This window comes from Dermacoccus sp. MPR-E5 (genome assembly GCF_058809565.1).
On record NZ_JBXASS010000006.1, the window covers coordinates 164460 to 185093 of the forward strand.

The window sequence follows — 20634 nt, forward strand, 5'->3', positions numbered from 1 at the left end:
ATCTCAGCCCCGGGCGTGCTCCCACGCGCCGCGCGTGTACTGCGCCGGATACGGCGTCTCGCGCCATGTCAGACCCAGTTCGGCGGCGGCGCGCAGCGGCCAATACGGCTCGCGCAGGCCTGCTCGTCCGATGAGGACGACGTCGGCGTCGCCCTCGGTGAGGATCGCCTCGGCCTGCGCGGGCTCCGTGATGAGTCCCACGGCTCCGGTCGCAATATCGGCCCCGCGCCGGATCTCGGACGCGAAACGCACCTGGTAGTTGGGCCCTACGGGGATGTCGGCGGGCACGTTGCCGCCGGTGCTCGTGTCGACGAGGTCGACGCCGACGGACTTCAGCTCGCGAGCGAGGCGGACGGTCTCGTCGATGTTCCAGCCCGTCTCGGCCCAATCGGTGGCCGAGACCCGCACGAAGAGCGGCTTCGCCTCCGGCCAGGCCGCGCGCACCTCGGTCGCGATGCGCAGCAGCAGACGGGCGCGGTTCTCGAAGGAGCCGCCGTACTCGTCGTCACGGCGGTTGGAGGCAGGGGAGAGGAACTCGTGCAGCAGGTAGCCGTGCGCTGCGTGGAGCTCGACGACGTCGAAACCGGCCTCGTCCGCGCGTCGGGCGGCGTCGACGAAGGCGTCCACGACGTCGTCGATGTCGGCGAGCGTCATGGCGCGGGGCGTTGCGTAACCGTCGAAGGCGACCGCGGACGGGCCGAGAGCCTCCCAACCGCCTGCGTCGACGGGCACGCTGCCGGAGGGCTCACCCGCGAAGGGGCGGTAGGTCGAAGCCTTGCGTCCGGCGTGCGCGAGCTGGACTCCGATCTTCGCGCCGTTCGCGTGGACGGCGTCGACGACGCGGCGCCATGCGGCCACCTGGTCGTGGTTCCACAGGCCGGCGTCCTGGGGGCTGATGCGCCCCTCGGGCGCGACGGCGGTGGCCTCCGTCAGCACGAGCCCGAAACCACCGACGGCGCGCGTCGCGTAGTGGACGAAGTGCCACGCGGTCGGGATACCGTCGCACGCCTCGCAGCTGTACTGACACATCGGCGTGAGCCAGATGCGGTTGCGGAATTCGACGTCGCGCAGGGTGAGGGGTTCGAACAGCTGGGGCATGCGGGGGCCTTTCGTCAGGATCGGGCGCGGCCACGGACCGCGCCTCGTGGGGCCCATGCGACAACGGTGGTTAGGGACGCGATATTTCCTCGGCCCGTTGTTCTGGCCGCCAACCGCTCCGTCAGAACGCCGCCGATGCCTCGCCGCGCTTGACGTCGGCGCGCCATCGCGTGAGGAACGCGGCACCGGCGGCGTCGTTCGTCAGCGCCGGATCGGGCGCGACCTCGACGGGGTAGGTGCGCTCGAGCAGGCCGTCGGCGGGGCGAACGTCGCCGTGGCGCACGACGAATCCACGCTCGTGCAGACGATCAGCCATCGCGTAGTCGCTGCGTGAATCGCCGAGGGTGCGCCACTCGCGCGGGGTGATGCCGCGCGCGGCGAGCAGTTCGATCGCCTTGTCGGCACCGACGTTCTTGCCGACCCCGACGTGCTCGATGTCGGTCGAGATGATCGTCGGATCGATGCGGACGGCGATGTCTTCACTGCCGTTGAGCGCTTCTCGCTCACCCCAGACGACGCCGATCTCCTGCTCGGCGAGGTAATCCCAAACCCGCTGATCGAACGCGTGCTGACGTTCGCGGTAGACGTCGAGGTCGATGCCATGGTGCGCCTCGAGGCTCACCATGGCCTTCTTCGTGTCGTCGAAGAACATGGCGTCGTCGAAATCGGGGGCGATACTGCGGCAGTACTCGACGAGCCCCGTCGGAACGCGCAGGGCGTCGTCGACGCGCAGGTCGACGCCCGCGTTGCGCAGGTGCGCGCGCGTCGGGGTGAACCACGTCGCGCCCTTCTCACAGACGGCGATGACGGGCGCGTCGTCGGGTAGTCCGGCGTCGAGCAGCGCGGGCATGACGGTGGCTGCGACGAAGTCGTCGGAGCGACCCGTGTTGAACACGATGGGGACGCCCGCCCGCGCCATCGCGACGAGATCCGTGGCGATCGACGGGATCGCGACGGTGCGCGTCACCGGGCTCGCGATGGGTCCGTCGACGTCGAGGAGGAGGCCGTACAGGGGTTCGCGCAGCTGGCTCGTCATGCTCGAAGTGTCGTCGCGCGCGGGGCCGGTCGCAAGCCGCACCCCCACGCCTCGGTTAAGGATGATTAACTGAAGTCGGCATGGTGTGAGGTGCATCTCACGAAGCGCGATCTGGAGGGTTCATGGACAAGGTGGTGGCCTCGGCCGCGGAAGCGGTCGCCGACATCGGTGACGGTTCGTCGCTCGCCGTCGGAGGGTTCGGGCTGTGCGGCATCCCGAGCGTCCTCATCGCGGCGCTGCACGAGCAGGGCGCGAAGGATCTTGACGTCGTCTCCAACAACTGTGGGGTCGACGACTGGGGTCTCGGCGTGCTGCTGCGCGACGGGCGCCTGCGCACCGTCATCGCGTCGTACGTGGGCGAGAACAAGGAATTCGCGCGCCAGTACCTCGAGGGCGAGCTGGAGGTGCACCTGACGCCGCAGGGCACCCTCGCGGAGAAGTTGCGCGCCGGTGGCGCAGGCATCCCCGCGTTCTACACGGCGACGGGTGTGGGTACGCAGGTCGCCGACGGCGGCATGCCGTGGAAGTACGCGGCCGACGGCTCGGTGGAGAAGGCCTCACCGGCGAAGGAGACGCGCGTCTACGGTGACGGCGACGACGCGAAGCCGTACGTGCTCGAGGAGGCCATCACGACGGACTTCGCACTCGTGCGTGCGGCGAAGGGTGATCGTCACGGCAACCTGGTGTTCAACCTGTCGGCGCGCAACTTCAACCCGCTGTGTGCGATGGCGGGCCGCGTCGTCGTCGCGGAGGTGGAGCAGCTCGTCGAGCCGGGCGACATCCACCCCGACGACGTCCACCTGCCCGGCATCTACGTGCAGCGAGTCGTGGAATTGACGTCCGAACAGGCTGACGACAAGCGGATCGAGAAGCGCACGACCCGCGAGACGGAGGGTGACTGAGATGGATGGGCGACTGTTCGGGGGGCGTGCGTTCGACCGAGAGTGCGAGAAGCGCACGACCCGCGAGACGGAGGGTGACTGAGATGGATGGGCGACTGTTCGGGGGGCGTGCGTTCGTCCGAGAGTGCGAGAAGCGCACGACCCGCGAGACGGAGGGTGACTGACATGGCCTGGACGCGAGAGCAGATGGCGGCGCGTGCTGCGGCGGAGCTGCAGGACGGCGATTACGTCAACCTGGGCATCGGGTTGCCGACGCTCGTGCCGAACTACGTGGCGGACGACGTCGAACTCGTCCTGCAGTCGGAGAACGGGCTGCTGGGGGTAGGCGCGTATCCGAGCGATGGCGCCGTCGATCCCGACCTCATCAATGCGGGCAAGGAGACGGTGACGCTGCGGCGCGGCGCCTCGACGTTCGACTCGGCGATGTCGTTCGGCATGATCCGGGGCGGCAAGGTCGATGCGGCCATCCTCGGTGCCATGCAGGTGTCGGCGGACGGTGACATCGCGAACTGGATGATCCCGGGCAAGATGGTCAAGGGCATGGGTGGCGCGATGGATCTCGTGCACGGCGCGAAGAAGGTCATCGTCCTCATGGAGCACTGCGCGAAGGACGGATCGCCCAAGATCCTGCCCGCGTGCACCCTGCCGATCACGGGGCTCGGTGTCGTCGAGCGCATCATCACCGACCTCGCCGTCATCGACGTGACGCCCGACGGTCTCGTCGTCACCGAACTCGCACCGGACGTGACGTTCGCCGAGCTCGAGTCGAGGACGGGCGTGCCGCTGACGGCGGCGGCATCGGTGGGCTGAGGCAGCCATTCGGGCGCCGTGGGTGATCGACGGCGATCCGGGCGCGCGGGTGAGCTCGGGGCGTCGTCGGAGACCGATGACACCCCGAGCTCCAGCGCGGCCTCGGGACGACGCGGCGATCGATGGCGACGCGGGGGATGCCCAGTGTGACCTCGGGCGGCCCCGGGGGTGTTCCATAGTGCGACAACGCAGTAGCGTGGCAGTGAGGAAAGGTGGTGCGTCATGGGGACGTGGAACTACGTGGTGAACGAGAAGTTCACCGAGGAGTACGGCGAGGGTTCGCTCAGCCGGTTCGCGGACATGCTCGGCGACGTCGCCGGGCGAGTGCGGCCGGGCGATCGTGACGGCGCGATGGAACTGCTCGACGCAGGCTTCGAGCGTCTGGGCATGAACATGCCGAAGCTCACGCGTGACCAGCTCGCCGAGAACCTGACGATGGCGGAGCACAGCACTATCGTCATCAGCGATGACTCCGGTCGCATCATCGCCGAGCACGCGCTGCCCGGTGCGGTGACCAGCACCGACGAGGAGCGGCGCACGCACGTCGAACCCGAGGACGGCGACCGCCCGGCCTACAGCTGAGCCGCCGCTCGCCCCGTTCGTCGGCACCCGCTCGCAAGGCTCGCCCCGCCCGGTTCGTCGTGGCGCGTCGGGCGGGGCTAGGCTGTCTCGCGCTGCACGGTGGCCGTGCGAGTCGACGATCGTGAGTCGGACGACTCGTCACGATTCTCTTCTGGCGCATCGAGCCCGATGCAAGGATCTGGGTGCCAGGAGCCGAGCAGCAAGGGCCTTTAGCTCAATTGGCAGAGCTGCGGACTTTTAATCCGTAGGTTGTGGGTTCGAGCCCCACAGGGCCCACCACTCGTCGGCGCGACGAATGTGGACGAAAACCGCCGTTGTGCCAGGTCCCGACCTGCCCGTCCCTTCTGCGATTTGCAACGACATTCGGTCCAGCAGACACGCGGGTCACGACGCAGGTCGCGTCGCTCCACTCCTCGCGGCCCCGCCCATCGACGCACCACTCGTCGGCGGCAGGGGCTTGGCGTACTTGCCCATCGCGCGGGTGATGGCGGCGACGTAGTGTTCCGTCTCCGCGAACGGCGGGACGCCCTGGTACTTCGTCACGTTGCCGAAGCCTGCGTTGTAGCCGGCGAGCGCGAGGCGCATGGGGTTGTCGGCGATGCCTGAACGTTCGGCCCGCTGCTTCAGCTCACGCATCAAACGCCCCTGTGCGGCGATGGCGTCGGCGGGGTCGAACGGGTCGCCCTTGCCGTGGCTGGCCCACGCGTCGGGCGTGAACTGGGCGAGCCCCTTGGCGTTCGCGTGCGAGACGGCCTTCGGGTTCCACTTCGACTCGACCTCGAGCTGCGCAGCGAGCACAGCGCCGGGCACGCCCGATTCGCGCGACGCCGCCGCGACGAGCGGCCCCCAGCCGTTCGGCACCTTCGACTCGTCCAGCGCGCCGAGGGGCGCGTCGAACGACGGGACGAGCTGCGGGTCCGAGCGTGTCGACGTCATGAGCAGCAGCAATCCCGCGCACAGCGCGACGACGAGGCACGTCACGACGATGCGCCCACGCCGCGTCAGACGGATGGGCGCGGACGATGACGCGGCGCGTCGTGGGGTCATGATCTTCTCGTTCGCTCTCGTCTCGCGCGTCTTGAGGTCCGACTCTCGGCCGAACCCGGCTGCTTGCCCGCTGCTGCCTCACACGCTGCCAAACGATCAGGGGGCGTAGAACCCTGTCGATGTACGCATCCCCTCCGCAAGGCCGGGGTAGCGGGATGCTCCAGTCTGACAGGCTGCCGGCGCCCGTCTCGGCTGCCACGCTCCGAGGGCCTGACGACGACGCGTCGCTGCAACGTCGCACAACACGTCGACAGATGGTCGCAGCCCCCCGACGACGGGCAGCCCTGATAAATCGACGAACACATGAACGTCCGCCCAGACCTCATCCACGCGCCTCGTCGAGGTGAAGGGATCGAAGGGGGCGATGAGTAGCCCTTGCTGTTCGATCGACACCGCACCCTCGGGCGCCGTGGGCGCCTCAGATCTGGAGAAGACGATGACGAACACCCCGATCACCGCCGGCAACACGATCGGCGAATGGCTGGAGCACGCCTCGACCACCTTCCTGTTGAGCGACGACTCGACCAACATCAACGGCGCGGTGCTCACCTCGGACGGCGGGTGGTCGGCGGCCTGAGCCTCAGGGGCTCGGATTCGGCGGAATTCCGGGGTTGTCGGCATGATGTGGTTGGGTTGTTCTCGACGAGGAGAACCCGACCACACCGACGCCGAGGAGGCGCACCGATGGTGAACGACACCCCCGCAGCATCCGACGACCGCTCGAACGGCACGTGGCGCGACGTCGCGTCACCGCAGGCGCAGGCCGACCTCGACGAACTGCTCTCCGCAGCGCTCGGCGCGGCGATGGAGCACCTCGAGAAGAACGGCGAGTTCTACCCGTTCGCGATGTCGGTCGACGGCGAACCGACGATCGACTCCACCGGTGAGCCGACGGACGCGAGCAACCAGGCCGTCGCGCCGGACGTCGACATCGTCTTCGCCGACCCCGCCGCGCTGGGCGAGCAGCCCGAGCCCGAAGCGGTGCTGGCCGAGCTGCGCCGCGTCCTCGCGGTGCGCGCCGAGAACGAGAACCGCACGGTCGCGCAGCGCGCGACGGCCATCGTCCTGTACGTCGTCGTGCCCGAGTTCGGTGACGCGGTGCGCGTCGACCTCGAGCACGCCGAGGGTGTGCAGCTCATGGTGCTTGCGCCCGTCAAGGGCAAGGGCAAGTCGCGCAAGCGCACCTTCGAGTACGGCGACCTGCGGCTGCTGCCGGGCCAGCGCCACATCTGGTGAGCCGCGCCCTCGACCTTATCCGCGATCCCGCACGTCGACTTCGCGCTGCGGAATGCCCCGTCGACCACACCGAGCAGCAAGGCTGACATGACGAACGAATCGCCCGACGACGCCGCGGCCGGCGCCGTCGAGACCGTCCACCCCGGCGCGCAGGACGTCGCGGGCGACTTCGCCGCGTCCGCGGATGCCGCTGCCCGGGAGGCGAACCCGCGCGTCAAGACGCTGACGCAGCGGTTGCCGAAGACGCCTGACGCCGACCGCATCTACGAGGAGTTCACCGCCTGGGCGGGCGATCGTGGCCTCAGCCTCTATCCGCACCAGGAAGAGGCCATCATCGAGGTGCTCGACGGCAAGAACGTCATCCTCGCGACGCCCACGGGCTCGGGTAAGTCGATGGTCGCGACGGCGGCGCACTTCGCGGCGCTCGCAGGCGACCGGGTGAGCTTCTACACCGCGCCGATCAAGGCTCTCGTGAGCGAGAAGTTCTTCGCGCTGTGCGAGATCTTCGGTGCCGAGCACGTCGGCATGCTGACGGGCGATGCCTCGGTCAACGCCGACGCGCCCATCATCTGCTGCACCGCGGAGATCCTCGCCAACATCGCCTTGCGCGAGGGCAAGGACGCCGACGTCGGCCTCGTCATCATGGACGAGTTCCACTTCTACTCCGAGGGCGATCGCGGCTGGGCGTGGCAGGTGCCGCTGCTCGAACTGCCGCAGGCGCAGTTCCTGCTCATGTCCGCGACGCTCGGTGACGTGCGCCGTTTCGAGGAGGACATGACGCGTCGCACAGGCCGCGCCTCCGTCACCGTCGCGGGGGCCGAGCGTCCCGTGCCGCTCAGCTATCACTGGTCGACGACACCACTCAACGAGACGATCGAGGAGCTGCTCGAGACGCGTCAGGCGCCCGTCTACGTCGTGTTCTTCACGCAGGCCCAGGCGCTGGAGAACGCGCAGGCGCTCATGTCGCTCAAGGTCGCCTCCCGTGAGGATCGCGACAGGATCGCCGAGATGATCGGCGACTTCCGCTTCTCCACCGGCTTCGGCAAGACGCTCTCACGACTCATCCGTCACGGCATCGGTGTGCACCACGCCGGCATGTTGCCGAAGTACCGCCGTCTCGTCGAGACGCTCGCGCAGGCCGGTCTGCTCAAGGTGATCTGCGGCACCGACACGCTCGGCGTCGGCATCAACGTGCCGATCCGCACCGTCGTGCTCTCCGGCCTGACGAAGTTCGACGGCACCCGCCAGCGCATGCTCAAGTCGCGCGAGTTCCACCAGATCGCCGGGCGGGCCGGCCGTGCGGGGTTCGACACGAGCGGCACCGTCGTCGTGCAGGCGCCCGAGCACGTCATCGAGAACACGCGCAACATCGCGAAGGCCGGTGACGACCCGAAGAAGCTCAAGAAGGTGCAGCGCAAGAAGCCGCCGGAGGGTTTCATCAACTGGAGTGAGGAGAGCTTTGAGCGCATCGTCGCGAGCGAGCCCGAAGCGCTCGTCAGTCGCATGCGCATCACGCACTCGATGCTGCTCAACCTCATCGCCCGCGAGGGCGACCCGTTCGTCGCCGTGCGCGATCTCGTGCGCGACAACCACGAGGATCGCAAGGGGCAGGCGAAGCTCGCTCGCCGCGCGATCGGCCTCTACCGCGAGATGCTGGCCGCCGGCGTCGTCCGGCGACTCGACGAACCGCAGGCCGACGGGCGCCAGGTCGACCTCACGGTCGACCTGCAGGACAACTTCGCGCTCAACCAGCCGCTCGCGCCGTTCGCCCTCGCCGTCCTCGACATGCTGAGTCCCGACGACGCCGCCCCCGCCCGCGGTGACGCGCCGGAGGTCGACACCTCGACGAACGAGGGCGCACGCGCTGCGGCGCGTTCGAACGCACAGGATTACGCGGTCGACGTCGTCAGTGTCATCGAGTCGATCCTCGACGACCCTCGCCCGGTGCTCATGGCGCAACAGCACAAGGCGCGCGGCGTGGCGATCGCCGAGATGAAGGCCGACGGCATCGAGTACGACGAGCGCATGGAGCGCCTCGAGGACGTGACGTGGCCGAAGCCGCTCTCCGACCTGCTCGATGCGGCGTTCGAGACGTACGCGCAGAGCCAACCGATGGTGCGCATGTACGAACTGTCACCCAAGTCCGTCGTGCGCGAGATGTACGAGAATGCCTGGGGTTTCGGCGATCTCATCCGCTTCTACGACCTCGCGCGCAGCGAGGGCGTCGTCCTGCGCTACCTGACCGACGCGTACCGCACCCTGCGTCAGAGCGTGCCCGAGTCGAAGAAGAACGAGGAACTCGCCGACCTCATCGAGTGGCTCGGGGAGGTCATCCGTCAGACCGACTCGAGCCTGCTCGACGAGTGGGAGGCCCTGACGCACCCGGGTGACGCGCCGGTGCAGCAGGAGACGGTGCTGAAGCAGCGTCCCCTCACGGCCAACCCGCGCGCGATGAAGGTCGCCATCCGCAAGGCGATGTTCAAGCGCGTCGAGCTCGCAGCGCGCGACGACGTCGACGGCCTCGCCGCGCTCGACGCCGCCGTCGCGGCGACGACCGACCCGCCGACCGAGATCGTCATGGATGCCGACGCGTGGGATGCCGACCTCGGCGCCTACTACGACGAGCATGACGAGATCCTCCTCGACGCGGACGCCCGCGGGCCGAGGATGCTGCGCATCACCGAGCAGCCCGACAAATGGGAGATCCGCCAGGTCATCCACGACCCCGATGACGACAACGACTGGGGGATCGACGCGGAGGTCGACCTCGCCGCCTCCGACGAGGCGGGCGTCCCGCTCGTCGTCGTGGTCGGCCTCAACCGCCTCGGGGACTGACGCGCGTCCGCGACGAGCGGCGGTCATCGAGAGCCGCATACCGGCCAAGGACGAAAAGCAGCCGAGCCAATCTTGTGAGCACGGGGAGCCCCTGACGACGAACACCGAACGCACGGGCTCGGGTCGAGCACGTACCCTGACCCGGTTGTCGGCCGGCGCGGTGTCGCACGAGCGTGCCCAGCGCGACGCTTTCAATGAGACAGCCACGCCTCACCCCAGCTCGTCGAAGGAGAACACGGTGGATCAGCAGGTCGGCGCCCACGCGGTCGAGGGCTCGGCGAGCACGGACGCCCCGGCGAGCTCAGAGGGTTCGAGTGGCCTGACGCGCAGCCTCGGGCATCGCACCATGCTGATGATCGGTCTCGGTTCGGCGCTCGGCACGGGCCTGTTCTTCGGTTCCGGCGCGGCGATCGGGGTGGCCGGCCCGGCGGCCGTCGTCAGCTTTGCGCTGGGCGCGCTGCTCATCGCCGTCATCGGCCTCGCCATGGCGGAGATGGCGACCGCCCGCCCCGAGCCGGGCAGCTTCGGCGCCGCCGCGGGGCGTTACCTCGGGGAGTGGGCCGGCTACGTCTCTCGCTGGTGCTACTGGGCGGCGAGCGTCATCGCGCTCGGCGGCGAGGTCGTCGCGGCCGGCGCGTATCTGCAGTACTGGTGGCCGCAGACGTCGCTCTCCGTGTTCGTCGCCCTCGTGGCGCTCGCGATCATCGTCATCAACCTGCTCTCCGTGCGCGCGTTCGGCCGCGCCGAGGTCGTCTTCTCCACGCTCAAGGTGACGGCTCTCGTCGCGTTCATCCTCGTCGCGCTCGTCCTCGTGCTGTTCGGCGTGCCCGGCCATCCCGCCACCGGGTTCGCTCACCTCACCGACCACGGCGGGTTCATGCCCGGTGGTATGGAGTCGATCTGGTTGTCGATGTCGATCGTGATGTTCGCCTTCGTCGGCGTCGAGGTCGTGCCGATCACCGCGGCCGAGGCCGACGACCCGCGCCGCAGCGTCCGCACCGCGATGCGCGCCCTCGTCGCCCGGCTGGGGTTGTTCTACGTCATCGCGGTGGGTCTCATCGTCACGCTCAACGCCTGGACCGACGTCGCGTCCGCGAAGGGCCTGACGGCGAGCCCGTTCGTCAAGGCGTTCGACGCCGTCGGGCTCCCGGCCGCCGCGGGCATCATGAACGCCGTCATCCTCGTCGCCGCGCTGTCCACGGGCAACGCGCAGCTGTACGGCGCCGGTCGGCTCGTGCACTCGCTCGCCGTCGATCGTCTCGCACCACGATTCCTCGCCCGCACGACGTTGCGGGGCGTGCCGCTCGCGGCCACGCTCGTCTCGACGTTCGGCCTCGTCCTCGCGATCTACCTCGCACAGACGGGGGTTGCCGACATCTTCACCAAGCTCGCCTCCATCGCGATCTTCTCCGTCATGGTGACGTGGCTGCTCGCCCTCGCCAGCTTCATCGCGTTCAAGCGCCGCGGCGACGTCGATGGCAGCGTCCACCTGCCCGGCGGCAGTGTGACGGCGGCGCTCGGCGTCGTCGGCGTGCTCGCCGTGATGGCCACCGCGTTCGAGGTCGACGACATGCGTCAGGCGGCGCTCATCGGCAGTGGCTGGGTCCTCGTGCTGCTCGTCGCGTACCTCCTCACGCGGGCCGGGCGAGCCCGGGCCCGTACCTCCTGACGCCCCACCTCACCCCTGCGGTGGGATGCTGCGGCCCCGACTCGATTTTCCGCGCGAATGGTGGTGGGGTTGGAGGCATGAGCGCGCCCGTGACGTCCACCTATCGCTTCCAGCTGCACGCCGACTTCCCGTTCGACGCTGCCCGCGCGCAGTTGCCGTACCTGAAGAAGCTCGGCATCTCGCACGCCTATTGCTCGCCGATCCTCACCGCCGTCCCCGGTTCGGTCCACGGCTATGACGTGCTCGACCACACCCGTGTCAACCCGGAGCTGGGCGGCCGCGAAGCGTTCGAGCGGTTCGCCGACGCCGCGCACGAGCTGGGGCTCGGTGTCGTCGTCGACGTCGTGCCGAACCACATGGCGTTCGTCGCGCCCGAGTCGAGCAACGCGCCGCTGTGGGCGCTGCTGGCAGGGGGGAAGGACGCCTCGACGGCGCATTGGTTCGACGTCGACTGGGACGCGCTCGACGGCGCGCTCGGCGTCCCGATCCTCGGCAAGCCGCTCGACGAGGAGATCGCGGACGGCTCGATCACGCTCGACCGCAGCGGTGACGAACCCGTCATCCGCTACTACGAACACGTCTTCCCCGTCGCCGACGGTTCCCTCGACGGCATCGGCGAGGCGCCGCAGGGCGACGAACTCGCCCGGCTTCTCGAGCGTCAGCACTACCGGCTCGCGTTCTGGCGCGATCGTGACGCGGTGCTCAACTATCGTCGCTTCTTCGAGGTCAACGAGCTCATCGCCGTGCGCGTCGAGACCGACGACGTCTTCGACGCGACGCACGCGCTGCTGCTCGAACTGCATCACGCCGGCCACATCGACGGCTTCCGCATCGACCACCCGGACGGACTGGCCGACCCGGCCGGATACCTCGCGCGACTGACGCAGGAGTGCCGCAGGGGCACGCCGATCTGGGTCGAGAAGATCCTCGAACCGGGCGAGCACCTGCCGAGCGACTGGGCCTGCGCGGGCACGACGGGTTACGACGCGATGGCCGCCATCACTGCCGCGCTGGCCGATGACGTCGCCGCCCCGACGATCGAGGCCTGCTGGCAGCGTGCGCTCGGTGACGGCGACGCCCGCGACGTCGAGGTCGCGACGCGCGAGGCGAAGCGCTTCGTCGTCGAGAACGGTCTCGTGCCGGAGGCCGAGCGGCTGACGCGTCGCGCCGCCGAGGTGCGCCCCGACCTGCAGCGCGAAGCACTGCGTGCCGCGATCGTCGAGCTGCTCGTCGCGGCGCCCGTCTACCGCGCCTACCTCGTCCCGGGCGCCCGCATGGCACCGGAGTCGAAGCACCACCTCGACGAGGCGCTCGAGGCCGCGCGCGAGGCCCGCCCCGATCTGGCCGACGAGCTCGATGCTCTCAAGCGCATCGCGCTCGTGCGTCCGCACGCCGGGGCCGACGAGTTCGACGACATCGAGCCGGCCGCGTCCGACTTCGCGGTGCGTCTGCAGCAGACATGGGGCCCGGTCATGGCGAAGTCGATCGAGGACACCCTCTTCTACCGGTGGCACGCGTTGACCGCCCTCAACGAGGTCGGCGGCGACGTCGACGTCCTCGTGGACGCCGGCGCGCACCGTCTGAACGCCTGGGCGCAGCACAACGCCGAATACTGGCCGCGCACGATGACGACGCTGTCGACGCACGACACGAAGCGCAGCGAGGACGTTCGCGCGGCGTTGCTCGCGATCGCCGGTGACGACGAGGCGTGGACGGCGTGCAGCGACGCCGCGTTCGCGCTCGCCGACGCGATGGGCGTCGACCGGCCCGCGGCGGCGCTGGCGTGGCAGACCATCGCTGGATTCTCCACCGCCTACGGCCCGTTCGACACCACCGATGCTGACGGCGCCGCACCCGACGCCGTCCACGGGCGGCGCGATCTCGGCATCGACGCGGATCGCCTGAGCGAGTACCTGACGAAGGCGCTGCGCGAGGCGAAGGTCTACACGGCCTGGACCGACGGCGACGAGGCGTACGAGAAGCAGGTGCTCGCCTTCGCCACCGCTGTCCTCGAGGCTGACGACGCCGCCGCCCCTCGAACGGGGGAGAGCGCTGCATCGGCGCCGGCCGCCGAGACGCTCGCCGCGGATCTACGCCGCAGCCTCCTCGACGCGCGTCGACGGAACGCCGAGGCGATCACGCTGACCGGGCACACTCAGAAGGTGCTCGAGCTGTTCCTTCCGGGCATCCCCGACACCTACCAGGGCTCGGAACGTCCGACGCTCAGCCTCGTCGACCCCGACAACCGTCGCCCGGTCGACTACGGCGAACTCGAGCAGCTCCTCGACGTCGGGGGCTCGCGTCCGCGCCTCGTGCAGCGTTGCCTCGCCGCGGACGTCCATGCGCCGGCGAACCCGGGGTCGGGTTACGAACCGCTCGAATCCGACAGCGAGTTCCTCGTCGCGTTCGAGAGGACGGTGCCGGCAGCGTCCGTGGTGCGCCGTCAGATCGCCGAGGCCGGGCGTCTCGTCGAGGCCGCGGGGCGTCAGGTGAGCAAGTTGGTCAAGCGCGCCCAGGGCGGCGAGCAGACTGACGCACCGACGCCCGCCGAGGCGGACGCGACTCCGCTCGCCGTCGCCGTCATCGGGGTGCGCGCTGCATCCCGGGCACTGCGCACGGGCGCGCTGGCCGATGCCCACGTCAGCCTGCCTGCCGGAGAGTGGCGGCACGCCTTCACCGGCGAACGCCTCACCATCACCGACGCGCCGGTCGCGTTCGGCGATCTCGGTGACCACGAGTTCGGCCACGTCCACGTCCTCGTTCAGGAGAAGCGATGAACACCTACTCCTCGCCCGGTTTTCACGGCGCGACCCAGACGATCTCGGTGTGGGCGCCGGCCGCCGAGCGCATGGTGCACCTCGTCGCGGACGGCGTGAAGGCGCCCATGAAGGCCGGCGAGAACGGCTGGTGGCATTCGCCCGAGCCGGTGCGCGTCGGCAGCGAGTACGCCTTCAGCATCGACGGCGGCGACCCGCGCCCCGACCCGCGTTCGCTGCTGCAGCCCGAGGGCATCCACGGCCCCAGCGAGGTCGTCGACCTCGCGGCCCACGACTGGCAGGACGACGGTTGGCGCGGCCACCACGCGGACGCGGCCTCGCACGACGACGCGATGCGCGGCGCGGTCTTCTACGAGCTGCACATCGGCACGTTCACCGAATCCGGGACGTTCGACTCGGCCATCGAACGGCTCGATCACCTCGTGACGCTCGGGGTGACACACGTCGAGATCCTGCCGGTGAACGGCGTTCCGGGAGAGCGAAACTGGGGCTATGACGGTGTCAACTGGTACGCGACGAGCGCCGCCTACGGTGGCCCGGCCGCCTTCCAGCGCTTCGTCGACGCGTGCCACGCGCGCGGCCTCGCCGTCTGCCTCGATGTCGTCTACAACCACCTCGGCCCGAGCGGCAACTACTTGCCCGAGTTCGGCCCCTACTTCAATGCGCTGCACCACACGCCGTGGGGCCCCGCCGTCAACCTCGACGGCCCGCAGAGTGACGAGGTGCGCCGCTTCATCATCGAGAACGCGCTCATGTGGTTCACCGAGTTCCACGTCGACGCGTTCCGCCTTGACGCCGTCCACGCGCTCGCCGACGACACGGCCGTCCACATCCTCGAAGAGCTCACGGCCGCACTGGAACTCGCCGCCGAGCAGACGGGTCGCAACGTCGTCGTCGTCGCCGAGTCCGACCGCAACGACCCGGCCACCGTCACGCCGCGTGCGCGCGAACCGCGCTCGGGTCAGCGCGGACTCGCGGTCGCCGACGGTGGCAGCGCCGGCCTCGGGCTGAGCGGGCAGTGGGCCGACGACATCCACCACACCCTGCACGTGCTGCTCACCGGTGAGACGCAGGGCTACTACGAGGACTTCGCGGCCCCCGCGGCTCTCGCCAAGATGTACGCGACGCCGTTCTTCCACGACGGCACGTACTCGAGCTTCCGCGAGCGCCGCCACGGCCGCCCCGTCGATCCCGAAGCGACGCCGGGTTGGCGCTTTGTCGCGTCCCTGCAGACGCACGATCAGGTCGGCAACCGCGCGACGGGCGAGCGCCTCTCGCAGCTCGTCGGCGTCGACCGGCTGGCCTGCGCGGCAGCGCTGCTGCTGACGTCGCCGTACACGCCGATGCTCTTCATGGGTGAGGAGTACGGTGCGCAGACCCCCTGGCAGTTCTTCACCGACCACGTCGACCCCGAGATCGCCGAGGGCACCTCACGCGGGCGCGCGGCCGAGTTCGCGGCCCACGGCTGGGGTGACGCGGTGCCCGACCCCCAGGAGGAGTCGACCTTCCGCAACTCGGTGCTGCGCTGGAGCGAGATCGACGACCCCGACGGCGAGCAGTCGCTCCTGCTCGACTGGTACCGCACCCTCATCAGGCTGCGCCGCGAGGTGCCCGACCTGTCCGACCCGACCCTCGGCACGAGCCGGGTCGAGCGTGACGGCGAGGGCCCGACGAGCGTCGTGACGGTGCACCGCGGCGACTGCCGCGTCGTCGTCAACCTCTCGGGCGAGGCGACGACGATCGACGCCGACCGTGTCATCGCCGCATGGCACATCGTCGACGAGCGCCCCGCCGACGGCGGGGGAGTGCGCGTCGTCATCCCGGCCGACGGGGTGGCCATCGTCCGCTGACCCGTAGCAGGGTCGTGCCGCCCGGTGCGACCCTGTGGAGTTCGCGGCGACGGCGTCCGGCGGATGTCTCGACGGCGCCCGGCGGAATGCCGCCCGCCCGCGCGTCGTTGACCCGATGACGCACTCGACGCCTCGTCGAGGCACCGAAGGAGCCTGCCGTACCCGTGACGCGTTCCCACCACAAGCCGTTGTTCTTCACCGACCGCGAGTTCCAGGCGTTCGAGGGAGCACCCGACCCCGCCGATGTCACCGCCATCGCGCACGAGAGCGCCGCCATCCTCGTCGGCGCCGGGCGCACCAACGCGGACCCGGAGGTGACGGCCCGGCTCATCGCGCTGACGGACGAGATCGGCTTGTCGACGCTCGCGCAGCTGTGGGCCGGGCGCCCGGCCGTCAGCCTGCCCGGCGTGCTGTGGCGCCTCTACACGCTGCGCGAATGGGTGCGCCGCGACGCTGTAGGCGCCGCGGGCGACTACAACGCCGGTATCCGGCACGCTCACGTCTCCCACGCCGTCGCGGGATCGGCCGACCCTAGCGGACCTGCCGAGATCAAGGTGCTCGCCGACCGCATCCTCGAGGGCGCCTACACCGGCGACTTCGCCGTCGCGCTCGAACGCGCCGCAGCCTTCTGTCGCGTCGTCGCCTCCGGCCGGGCCGAACGCGCCGAGCGTCACGACGGCCATGACGATGCCCTGGCCGCGCGCGAGGCGCTCAGCGCCGCACGGCTCGGCGACACAGCCCGTGACCTGACGAAGGCCGCCTCCGCCTGGCGCACCGGCAACCTCGACTGATCCGACCCGACTGACTCGACTCAGGTCATTCGACCCGGGCGGCCCGTCTCGACTGGTGCATCCCGACCGGTTCATGGGTTGCGCTGTCTGGTCTCGACCGGTGGTGACGCCTCGCCAGGCGTCGCCGGCTCCGGGACGACACTGCACTGCGTGACGTTTCTCGCAGCCGCCGGGAATGCGAGGGCCGGTGATGTTCGTTAAGGTGGATGAGCACGCTGGGCCGCGGCAGCCCCGGGTCCCAAATTCAGCCGCTACGAGCGGCCTAGTGCCGAGAGGCGCTCCCGGTCCAGCGTGTCTCACATCTCTCGCGGCGCGGCCATCCCCTGCGCCGCTACCGCACCTCTCGCGAGCGGCGAAGCACCTGCATCGCGCCGGGATGTATTGGCATTCGACCGTGCCGTGGTGGTCAGTGCGCCAGGAGGTAGTGCTCCGCCGCGTCGCGGCGGGCCTTCTCGCGGGCGCGACGCCCACCGCCCTTCCAGTCGCAGACGTGGCAGACGCCGTAGCTGAAGTTGCCGTCGTCGACGATTCCCGGGGTGTCCGAGAAGACGATCTCGTCAGGGGTCGGGTGAGCGCCGCGCGCGATCGCCTGCTTCTTGCGGTTCTTGAGCAGCGACTTGCGCGACCACGTTCCAATACGAGTTGCATCCTTCGGCACAAGCACAGTGTGCATGAAATCGGGATGAACGGCCCCTGAAGCATTGAGTCGATTTGCCCGACCCCGGGCACGATGTTCAGCGCCGGCTCGCGCTATGCCGAAGAGGGTTGCGCCCCAGGGAAACTCGATCGGCACACGGTCATAGCCCCCGCTCATATGTGATGTGAGTCATTCTGCATCCCGACGTGCAGCGACGCCTGCAGCGCCTCCCAGCGTGAAGTCAGGTTGACGCCGCAGGAACGCTGCCCGGCAACGCAGGCGCCCCCCCCCGTCACGACGGTGGGGGGCGCACAACGCACGATGGATCAGCAGTGCTTCTCGGGCTGAGCTCGGGGGCGCCTGCGGACCTCGCTTCGTTCGTGTCCTCGGCACCCTTTCGCTTTCACCTGACGGGCTCGGAGGGCCGCGCCGGGCCGGTGCTCGCTTCGCTGCGCCCCGGTCCTCACGGCCCTTTCGCCCGGCTGTCAGCCGAAGCGACCGGAGATGTAGTCCTCGGTCGCCCGCTGATCCGGGTTGCTGAACATCTTCTGCGTGTCGTTCATCTCGACGAGCATGCCGGGCTTGCCCGTCGCCTCGAGGTTGAAGAACGCCGTCCGGTCAGCCACACGCGCCGCCTGCTGCATGTTGTGCGTGACGATGACGATCGTGTAGTCCTTCTTCAGCTCCAGCATCAGATCCTCGATGGCGAGCGTCGAGATCGGGTCGAGAGCCGAGCACGGCTCGTCCATGAGGAGCACGTCCGGCGACACCGCGATGGCACGCGCGATGCACAGACGCTGCTGCTGACCGCCCGACAGGCCGGCACCCGGCTTGTCGAGGCGATCCTTGACCTCGTTCCACAGGTTCGCGCCACGCAGCGACTGCTCCGTCTTCTCGGCGAGCACCTTCTTGTCCTTCACGCCGTTGAGGCGCAGACCCGCGACGACGTTGTCACCGATCGACATCGTCGGGAACGGGTTGGGGCGCTGGAACACCATGCCGACGGTGCGGCGCACCGCCACCGGGTCGACGCCCGGCGCGTACAGGTCCTCGTCGTCGAGGAGCACCTGACCCTCGACGCGGCCGCCGGGGATGACCTCGTGCATGCGGTTGAGGGTGCGCAGGAACGTGGACTTGCCGCAGCCCGACGGGCCGATGAAGGCCGTGATCGAGCGGGGCTCGATCGTCATGGAGACATCGTTCACGGCGAGGAAGTCGCCGTAGTAGACGTTGAGGTTGTGAACGTCGATCCGCTTGCTCATTGAACTCGGGTTCCTTTACGAGTCGTATCCGCGCGAGCGGATGTCAGTTCTTGACCTTGCTGAAGCGGCTGATGAAGCGGCCCAGCAGGTTGAGAAGAAGGATGAGGAGGATGAGGGTGCACGCCGCCGCCCACACGCGCTGCGCGGAGGCGTCGACGGCCATGTTGTCCTTGCCGTTGTAGATCATCGTCGGCAGCGTGCCCATGAGGCCGCCGAACAGGTTCGTCGACAGCGACTTGAAGTACGGCGCGAGGATGATGAGCGGTGCCGTCTCGCCCATGACGCGGGCGAGGCCGAGCAGCACACCGGTGACGATGCCGGAGAACGCCGTCGGGAGAACGATCTTGAGGATCGTCTTCCACTTCGGCACGCCGAGGGCGTACGCGGCCTCGCGCAGCTCGTTCGGCACGAGCTTCAACATCTCCTCCGTGGAGCGCACGACGACGGGAACCATGAGCAGCACGAGCGCCAGGCACACGGCGAACGGGATGCGGTCGAAGCCGAACGTCGTCACCCAGACGGCGTAGACGAACAACGCGGCGACGATGGAGGGGACACCGGTGAGGATGTCGACCATGAAGCTGACGATCTTCGCGGCACGGCCGCGCCCGTACTCGACGAGGTAGACGGCGGTCATCACGCCGATCGGCACGGCGATGAGAGCCGTGACGAAGGCCTGGATGAGGGTGCCCTGGATGGCGTGGGCGGCGCCGCCGGCGACCTCGCGGCGGCCGACGCCGCGCTGGCTCTTCGTCCACCAGTCGACGTGCAGGAGCAGCTCGCCGCCCTTCATGATGACGGTGGCGATGATCCACACCAGCGGTACGAGGGCGACGAGGAACGCGGCCCACATGACGACGGTGGCGATCGTGTTCTTCGTCGCGCGGCCGCCGGACTGGCCCTTGCCGGAGAGCGAGTTCTTCGACCGGGGCTCGGGAGCGGGGTTCTTCTCGAGGGAGTGGGCTGCGGTGCTCATTCGGTGAACGCCTTCCTGCGCTCGATGACGACACGGGCGATCGCGTTGACGACGAACGTCAGGATGAACAGGACGAGGCCCGCCGCGATGAAGGCCCCCGTCTTCGAGGGGTTGTCGAACTCGCCGGCGTTGTTGGCGATCTTCGAGGCGAAGGTCTCACCGCCCTTGAAGATCGAGAAGTTCCAACCCTCGCTGCCGTTGAGGGCGGAGACGATCATCATGACGGCGACGGTCTCACCGAGCGCGCGCCCGAGGCCGAGCATGGACGCGCTGATGATGCCGGGCTTGCCGAAGGGGAGCACCGCGGTGCGGATGACCTCCCACTTCGTCGCGCCGAGCGCCGTCGCCGCATCCTTGTGGGCCTGCGGCGTCTGCGCGAAGACCTCACGCGTCAGGGCCGTGATGATCGGCAGGATCATGATGGCGAGGATGATCGAGACGAAGGCGATGGTGCTCGCGGGGGAGGTGTCCGTCTTGGCGAACAGGGGGCACCAGCCCAGCACGTCCTGGATGACCTTGGCCACCGGGTCGAAGTACTGACCGACGGTGAACACGCCCCACAGGCCGTAGACGATGGACGGCACGGCCGCCAGCAGGTCGATGAGCGCAGCGCCCGGCTTCGCCAGCCACTTCGGCGCGTACTGCGTGAGGAACAGCGCGATGCACACGGCGAGCGGCACGGCGATGAGCATGGCGAGCACCGAGGAGGTGACCGTCACCCACAGCAGGCGGGCGATGCCGAAGTGCATCGGGCTCGAGTCGACGTCCCAGTCCTGGGAGGTGAGGAAGTTCGAGTGGTCGTCCATGATGGCGGGAACCGCCTGGATGACGAGGAAGGCTCCGACGAGCGCGACGAGGACGACGACGAGGAGGCCCGCGCCGCGCGCGAGGCCACCGAAGATCATGTCGCCCCTGCGGCCCGTCGCTGCGCGGTCACCGGAGGGGGCGCGTTCGCCGGGGCCCTCCCCGGGGGTGTGACCGTCGTCGGGGCCGGGTGCGTCGGCCACCGAGACGCCGGTGATTGAACTCATGAGGTTTCCTGCCTCTGCTCGAGCTGGTACGGGTGGAACGCGAGACTATGGACTCGCTCCGACGCGCAGACGGGGTGCTCGGGCGCCGAAGCGCC

At 69.3% G+C, this 20634-nt stretch carries 16 protein-coding genes, 1 tRNA gene and 1 pseudogene; 11 read left to right on the forward strand and 7 right to left on the reverse strand.

The genetic code is table 11. The features are described 5' to 3' along the window. Positions 1-3: 3 nt before the first annotated feature. Positions 4-1098: an NADH:flavin oxidoreductase/NADH oxidase gene (locus AC1RS9_RS06565; RefSeq protein ID WP_074041010.1), complete on the reverse strand. Its 1095-nt coding sequence runs from the start codon at positions 1096-1098 to the stop codon at positions 4-6. A 121-nt stretch (positions 1099-1219) separates the two neighbouring features. After that, the gene (locus tag AC1RS9_RS06570) at positions 1220-2134 is read right to left on the reverse strand and encodes a hypothetical protein (protein WP_074041009.1); all 915 of its coding nucleotides are present in this window, start codon (positions 2132-2134) and stop codon (positions 1220-1222) included. Between the two features lie 122 nt (positions 2135-2256). Here AC1RS9_RS06570 and AC1RS9_RS06575 point away from each other — a divergent pair, with 122 nt between their 5' ends. The 4 genes from AC1RS9_RS06575 to AC1RS9_RS06590 all read left to right on the forward strand — a co-directional run bounded on the left by AC1RS9_RS06575 (position 2257) and on the right by AC1RS9_RS06590 (position 4707). After that, positions 2257-3036: a CoA transferase subunit A gene (locus AC1RS9_RS06575; protein ID WP_074041008.1), complete on the forward strand. Its 780-nt coding sequence runs from the start codon at positions 2257-2259 to the stop codon at positions 3034-3036. A 165-nt stretch (positions 3037-3201) separates the two neighbouring features. Further along, a complete protein-coding gene (locus AC1RS9_RS06580) occupies positions 3202-3846 on the forward strand; it encodes a CoA transferase subunit B (RefSeq protein ID WP_038569361.1) in 645 nt (214 codons plus the stop codon). Between the two features lie 222 nt (positions 3847-4068). Further along, entirely contained in the window at positions 4069-4428 is a 360-nt protein-coding gene (locus tag AC1RS9_RS06585; RefSeq protein ID WP_074041007.1) for a hypothetical protein, read from the forward strand. A gap of 203 nt (positions 4429-4631) precedes the next feature. Then, positions 4632-4707: transfer RNA gene (locus AC1RS9_RS06590), tRNA-Lys, on the forward strand. A gap of 105 nt (positions 4708-4812) precedes the next feature. On the opposite strand, the gene AC1RS9_RS06595 is transcribed toward AC1RS9_RS06590, so the two are convergent. Then, positions 4813-5475 carry a lytic transglycosylase domain-containing protein gene (locus AC1RS9_RS06595; RefSeq protein ID WP_131941627.1) on the reverse strand — a complete coding sequence of 221 codons (663 nt, stop codon included), beginning with the start codon at positions 5473-5475 and terminating at the stop codon, positions 4813-4815. A 490-nt stretch (positions 5476-5965) separates the two neighbouring features. Here AC1RS9_RS06595 and AC1RS9_RS06600 point away from each other — a divergent pair. The 7 genes and pseudogenes from AC1RS9_RS06600 to AC1RS9_RS06630 form a co-directional block, all read left to right on the forward strand. Then, a pseudogene (locus AC1RS9_RS06600) lies at positions 5966-6052 on the forward strand (short-chain dehydrogenase); the annotation flags it as partial. A 107-nt stretch (positions 6053-6159) separates the two neighbouring features. Continuing rightward, positions 6160-6711 (forward strand): hypothetical protein, encoded by a 552-nt coding sequence (locus AC1RS9_RS06605; RefSeq protein ID WP_144707569.1) that lies wholly within the window; start codon positions 6160-6162, stop codon positions 6709-6711. Between the two features lie 87 nt (positions 6712-6798). Further along, positions 6799-9546, forward strand: coding sequence for a DEAD/DEAH box helicase (locus AC1RS9_RS06610; RefSeq protein ID WP_492920910.1), 2748 nt, complete (start codon positions 6799-6801; stop codon positions 9544-9546). 238 nt (positions 9547-9784) lie between these two features. Next, positions 9785-11215 (forward strand): amino acid permease, encoded by a 1431-nt coding sequence (locus AC1RS9_RS06615; RefSeq protein WP_131941625.1) that lies wholly within the window; start codon positions 9785-9787, stop codon positions 11213-11215. A gap of 77 nt (positions 11216-11292) precedes the next feature. After that, the gene (gene treY / locus AC1RS9_RS06620; RefSeq protein ID WP_074041004.1) at positions 11293-13992 is read left to right on the forward strand and encodes a malto-oligosyltrehalose synthase; all 2700 of its coding nucleotides are present in this window, start codon (positions 11293-11295) and stop codon (positions 13990-13992) included. Beyond that, positions 13989-15842: a malto-oligosyltrehalose trehalohydrolase gene (gene treZ, locus AC1RS9_RS06625; protein WP_074041003.1), complete on the forward strand. Its 1854-nt coding sequence runs from the start codon at positions 13989-13991 to the stop codon at positions 15840-15842. Before treY ends, treZ begins: the two co-directional genes overlap by 4 nt. A 164-nt stretch (positions 15843-16006) precedes the next feature. Continuing rightward, positions 16007-16633: a hypothetical protein gene (locus AC1RS9_RS06630; RefSeq protein ID WP_074041002.1), complete on the forward strand. Its 627-nt coding sequence runs from the start codon at positions 16007-16009 to the stop codon at positions 16631-16633. A gap of 406 nt (positions 16634-17039) precedes the next feature. Here AC1RS9_RS06630 and AC1RS9_RS06635 read toward each other — a convergent pair whose 3' ends face one another. The 4 genes from AC1RS9_RS06635 to pstC all read right to left on the reverse strand — a co-directional run bounded on the left by AC1RS9_RS06635 (position 17040) and on the right by pstC (position 20539). Further along, positions 17040-17306: a hypothetical protein gene (locus AC1RS9_RS06635; RefSeq protein ID WP_062258103.1), complete on the reverse strand. Its 267-nt coding sequence runs from the start codon at positions 17304-17306 to the stop codon at positions 17040-17042. Between the two features lie 449 nt (positions 17307-17755). After that, positions 17756-18532 carry a phosphate ABC transporter ATP-binding protein PstB gene (gene pstB / locus AC1RS9_RS06640; protein WP_006946474.1) on the reverse strand — a complete coding sequence of 259 codons (777 nt, stop codon included), beginning with the start codon at positions 18530-18532 and terminating at the stop codon, positions 17756-17758. Between the two features lie 43 nt (positions 18533-18575). Further along, a complete protein-coding gene (gene pstA, locus AC1RS9_RS06645) occupies positions 18576-19508 on the reverse strand; it encodes a phosphate ABC transporter permease PstA (protein ID WP_006946437.1) in 933 nt (310 codons plus the stop codon). Continuing rightward, positions 19505-20539 carry a phosphate ABC transporter permease subunit PstC gene (gene pstC / locus AC1RS9_RS06650; protein ID WP_038569351.1) on the reverse strand — a complete coding sequence of 345 codons (1035 nt, stop codon included), beginning with the start codon at positions 20537-20539 and terminating at the stop codon, positions 19505-19507. The genes pstA and pstC overlap by 4 nt, the downstream gene beginning before the upstream one ends. Positions 20540-20634 lie beyond the last annotated feature (95 nt).

Excerpts from the sequence above, each read along its gene's own strand:
- AC1RS9_RS06610 (WP_492920910.1), top strand. The coding sequence starts at position 6,799 with ATGACGAACGAATCGCCCGACGACGCCGCGGCCGGCGCCGTCGAGACC.
- AC1RS9_RS06635 (WP_062258103.1), bottom strand. The coding sequence starts at position 17,306 with ATGCACACTGTGCTTGTGCCGAAGGATGCAACTCGTATTGGAACGTGG.
- AC1RS9_RS06565 (WP_074041010.1), bottom strand. The coding sequence starts at position 1,098 with ATGCCCCAGCTGTTCGAACCCCTCACCCTGCGCGACGTCGAATTCCGC.
- AC1RS9_RS06570 (WP_074041009.1), bottom strand. The coding sequence starts at position 2,134 with ATGACGAGCCAGCTGCGCGAACCCCTGTACGGCCTCCTCCTCGACGTC.
- pstB (WP_006946474.1), bottom strand. The coding sequence starts at position 18,532 with ATGAGCAAGCGGATCGACGTTCACAACCTCAACGTCTACTACGGCGAC.
- AC1RS9_RS06575 (WP_074041008.1), top strand. The coding sequence starts at position 2,257 with ATGGACAAGGTGGTGGCCTCGGCCGCGGAAGCGGTCGCCGACATCGGT.
- treY (WP_074041004.1), top strand. The coding sequence starts at position 11,293 with ATGAGCGCGCCCGTGACGTCCACCTATCGCTTCCAGCTGCACGCCGAC.
- AC1RS9_RS06595 (WP_131941627.1), bottom strand. The coding sequence starts at position 5,475 with ATGACCCCACGACGCGCCGCGTCATCGTCCGCGCCCATCCGTCTGACG.
- AC1RS9_RS06585 (WP_074041007.1), top strand. The coding sequence starts at position 4,069 with ATGGGGACGTGGAACTACGTGGTGAACGAGAAGTTCACCGAGGAGTAC.
- pstA (WP_006946437.1), bottom strand. The coding sequence starts at position 19,508 with ATGAGCACCGCAGCCCACTCCCTCGAGAAGAACCCCGCTCCCGAGCCC.
- pstC (WP_038569351.1), bottom strand. The coding sequence starts at position 20,539 with ATGAGTTCAATCACCGGCGTCTCGGTGGCCGACGCACCCGGCCCCGAC.
- AC1RS9_RS06580 (WP_038569361.1), top strand. The coding sequence starts at position 3,202 with ATGGCCTGGACGCGAGAGCAGATGGCGGCGCGTGCTGCGGCGGAGCTG.
- treZ (WP_074041003.1), top strand. The coding sequence starts at position 13,989 with ATGAACACCTACTCCTCGCCCGGTTTTCACGGCGCGACCCAGACGATC.
- AC1RS9_RS06605 (WP_144707569.1), top strand. The coding sequence starts at position 6,160 with ATGGTGAACGACACCCCCGCAGCATCCGACGACCGCTCGAACGGCACG.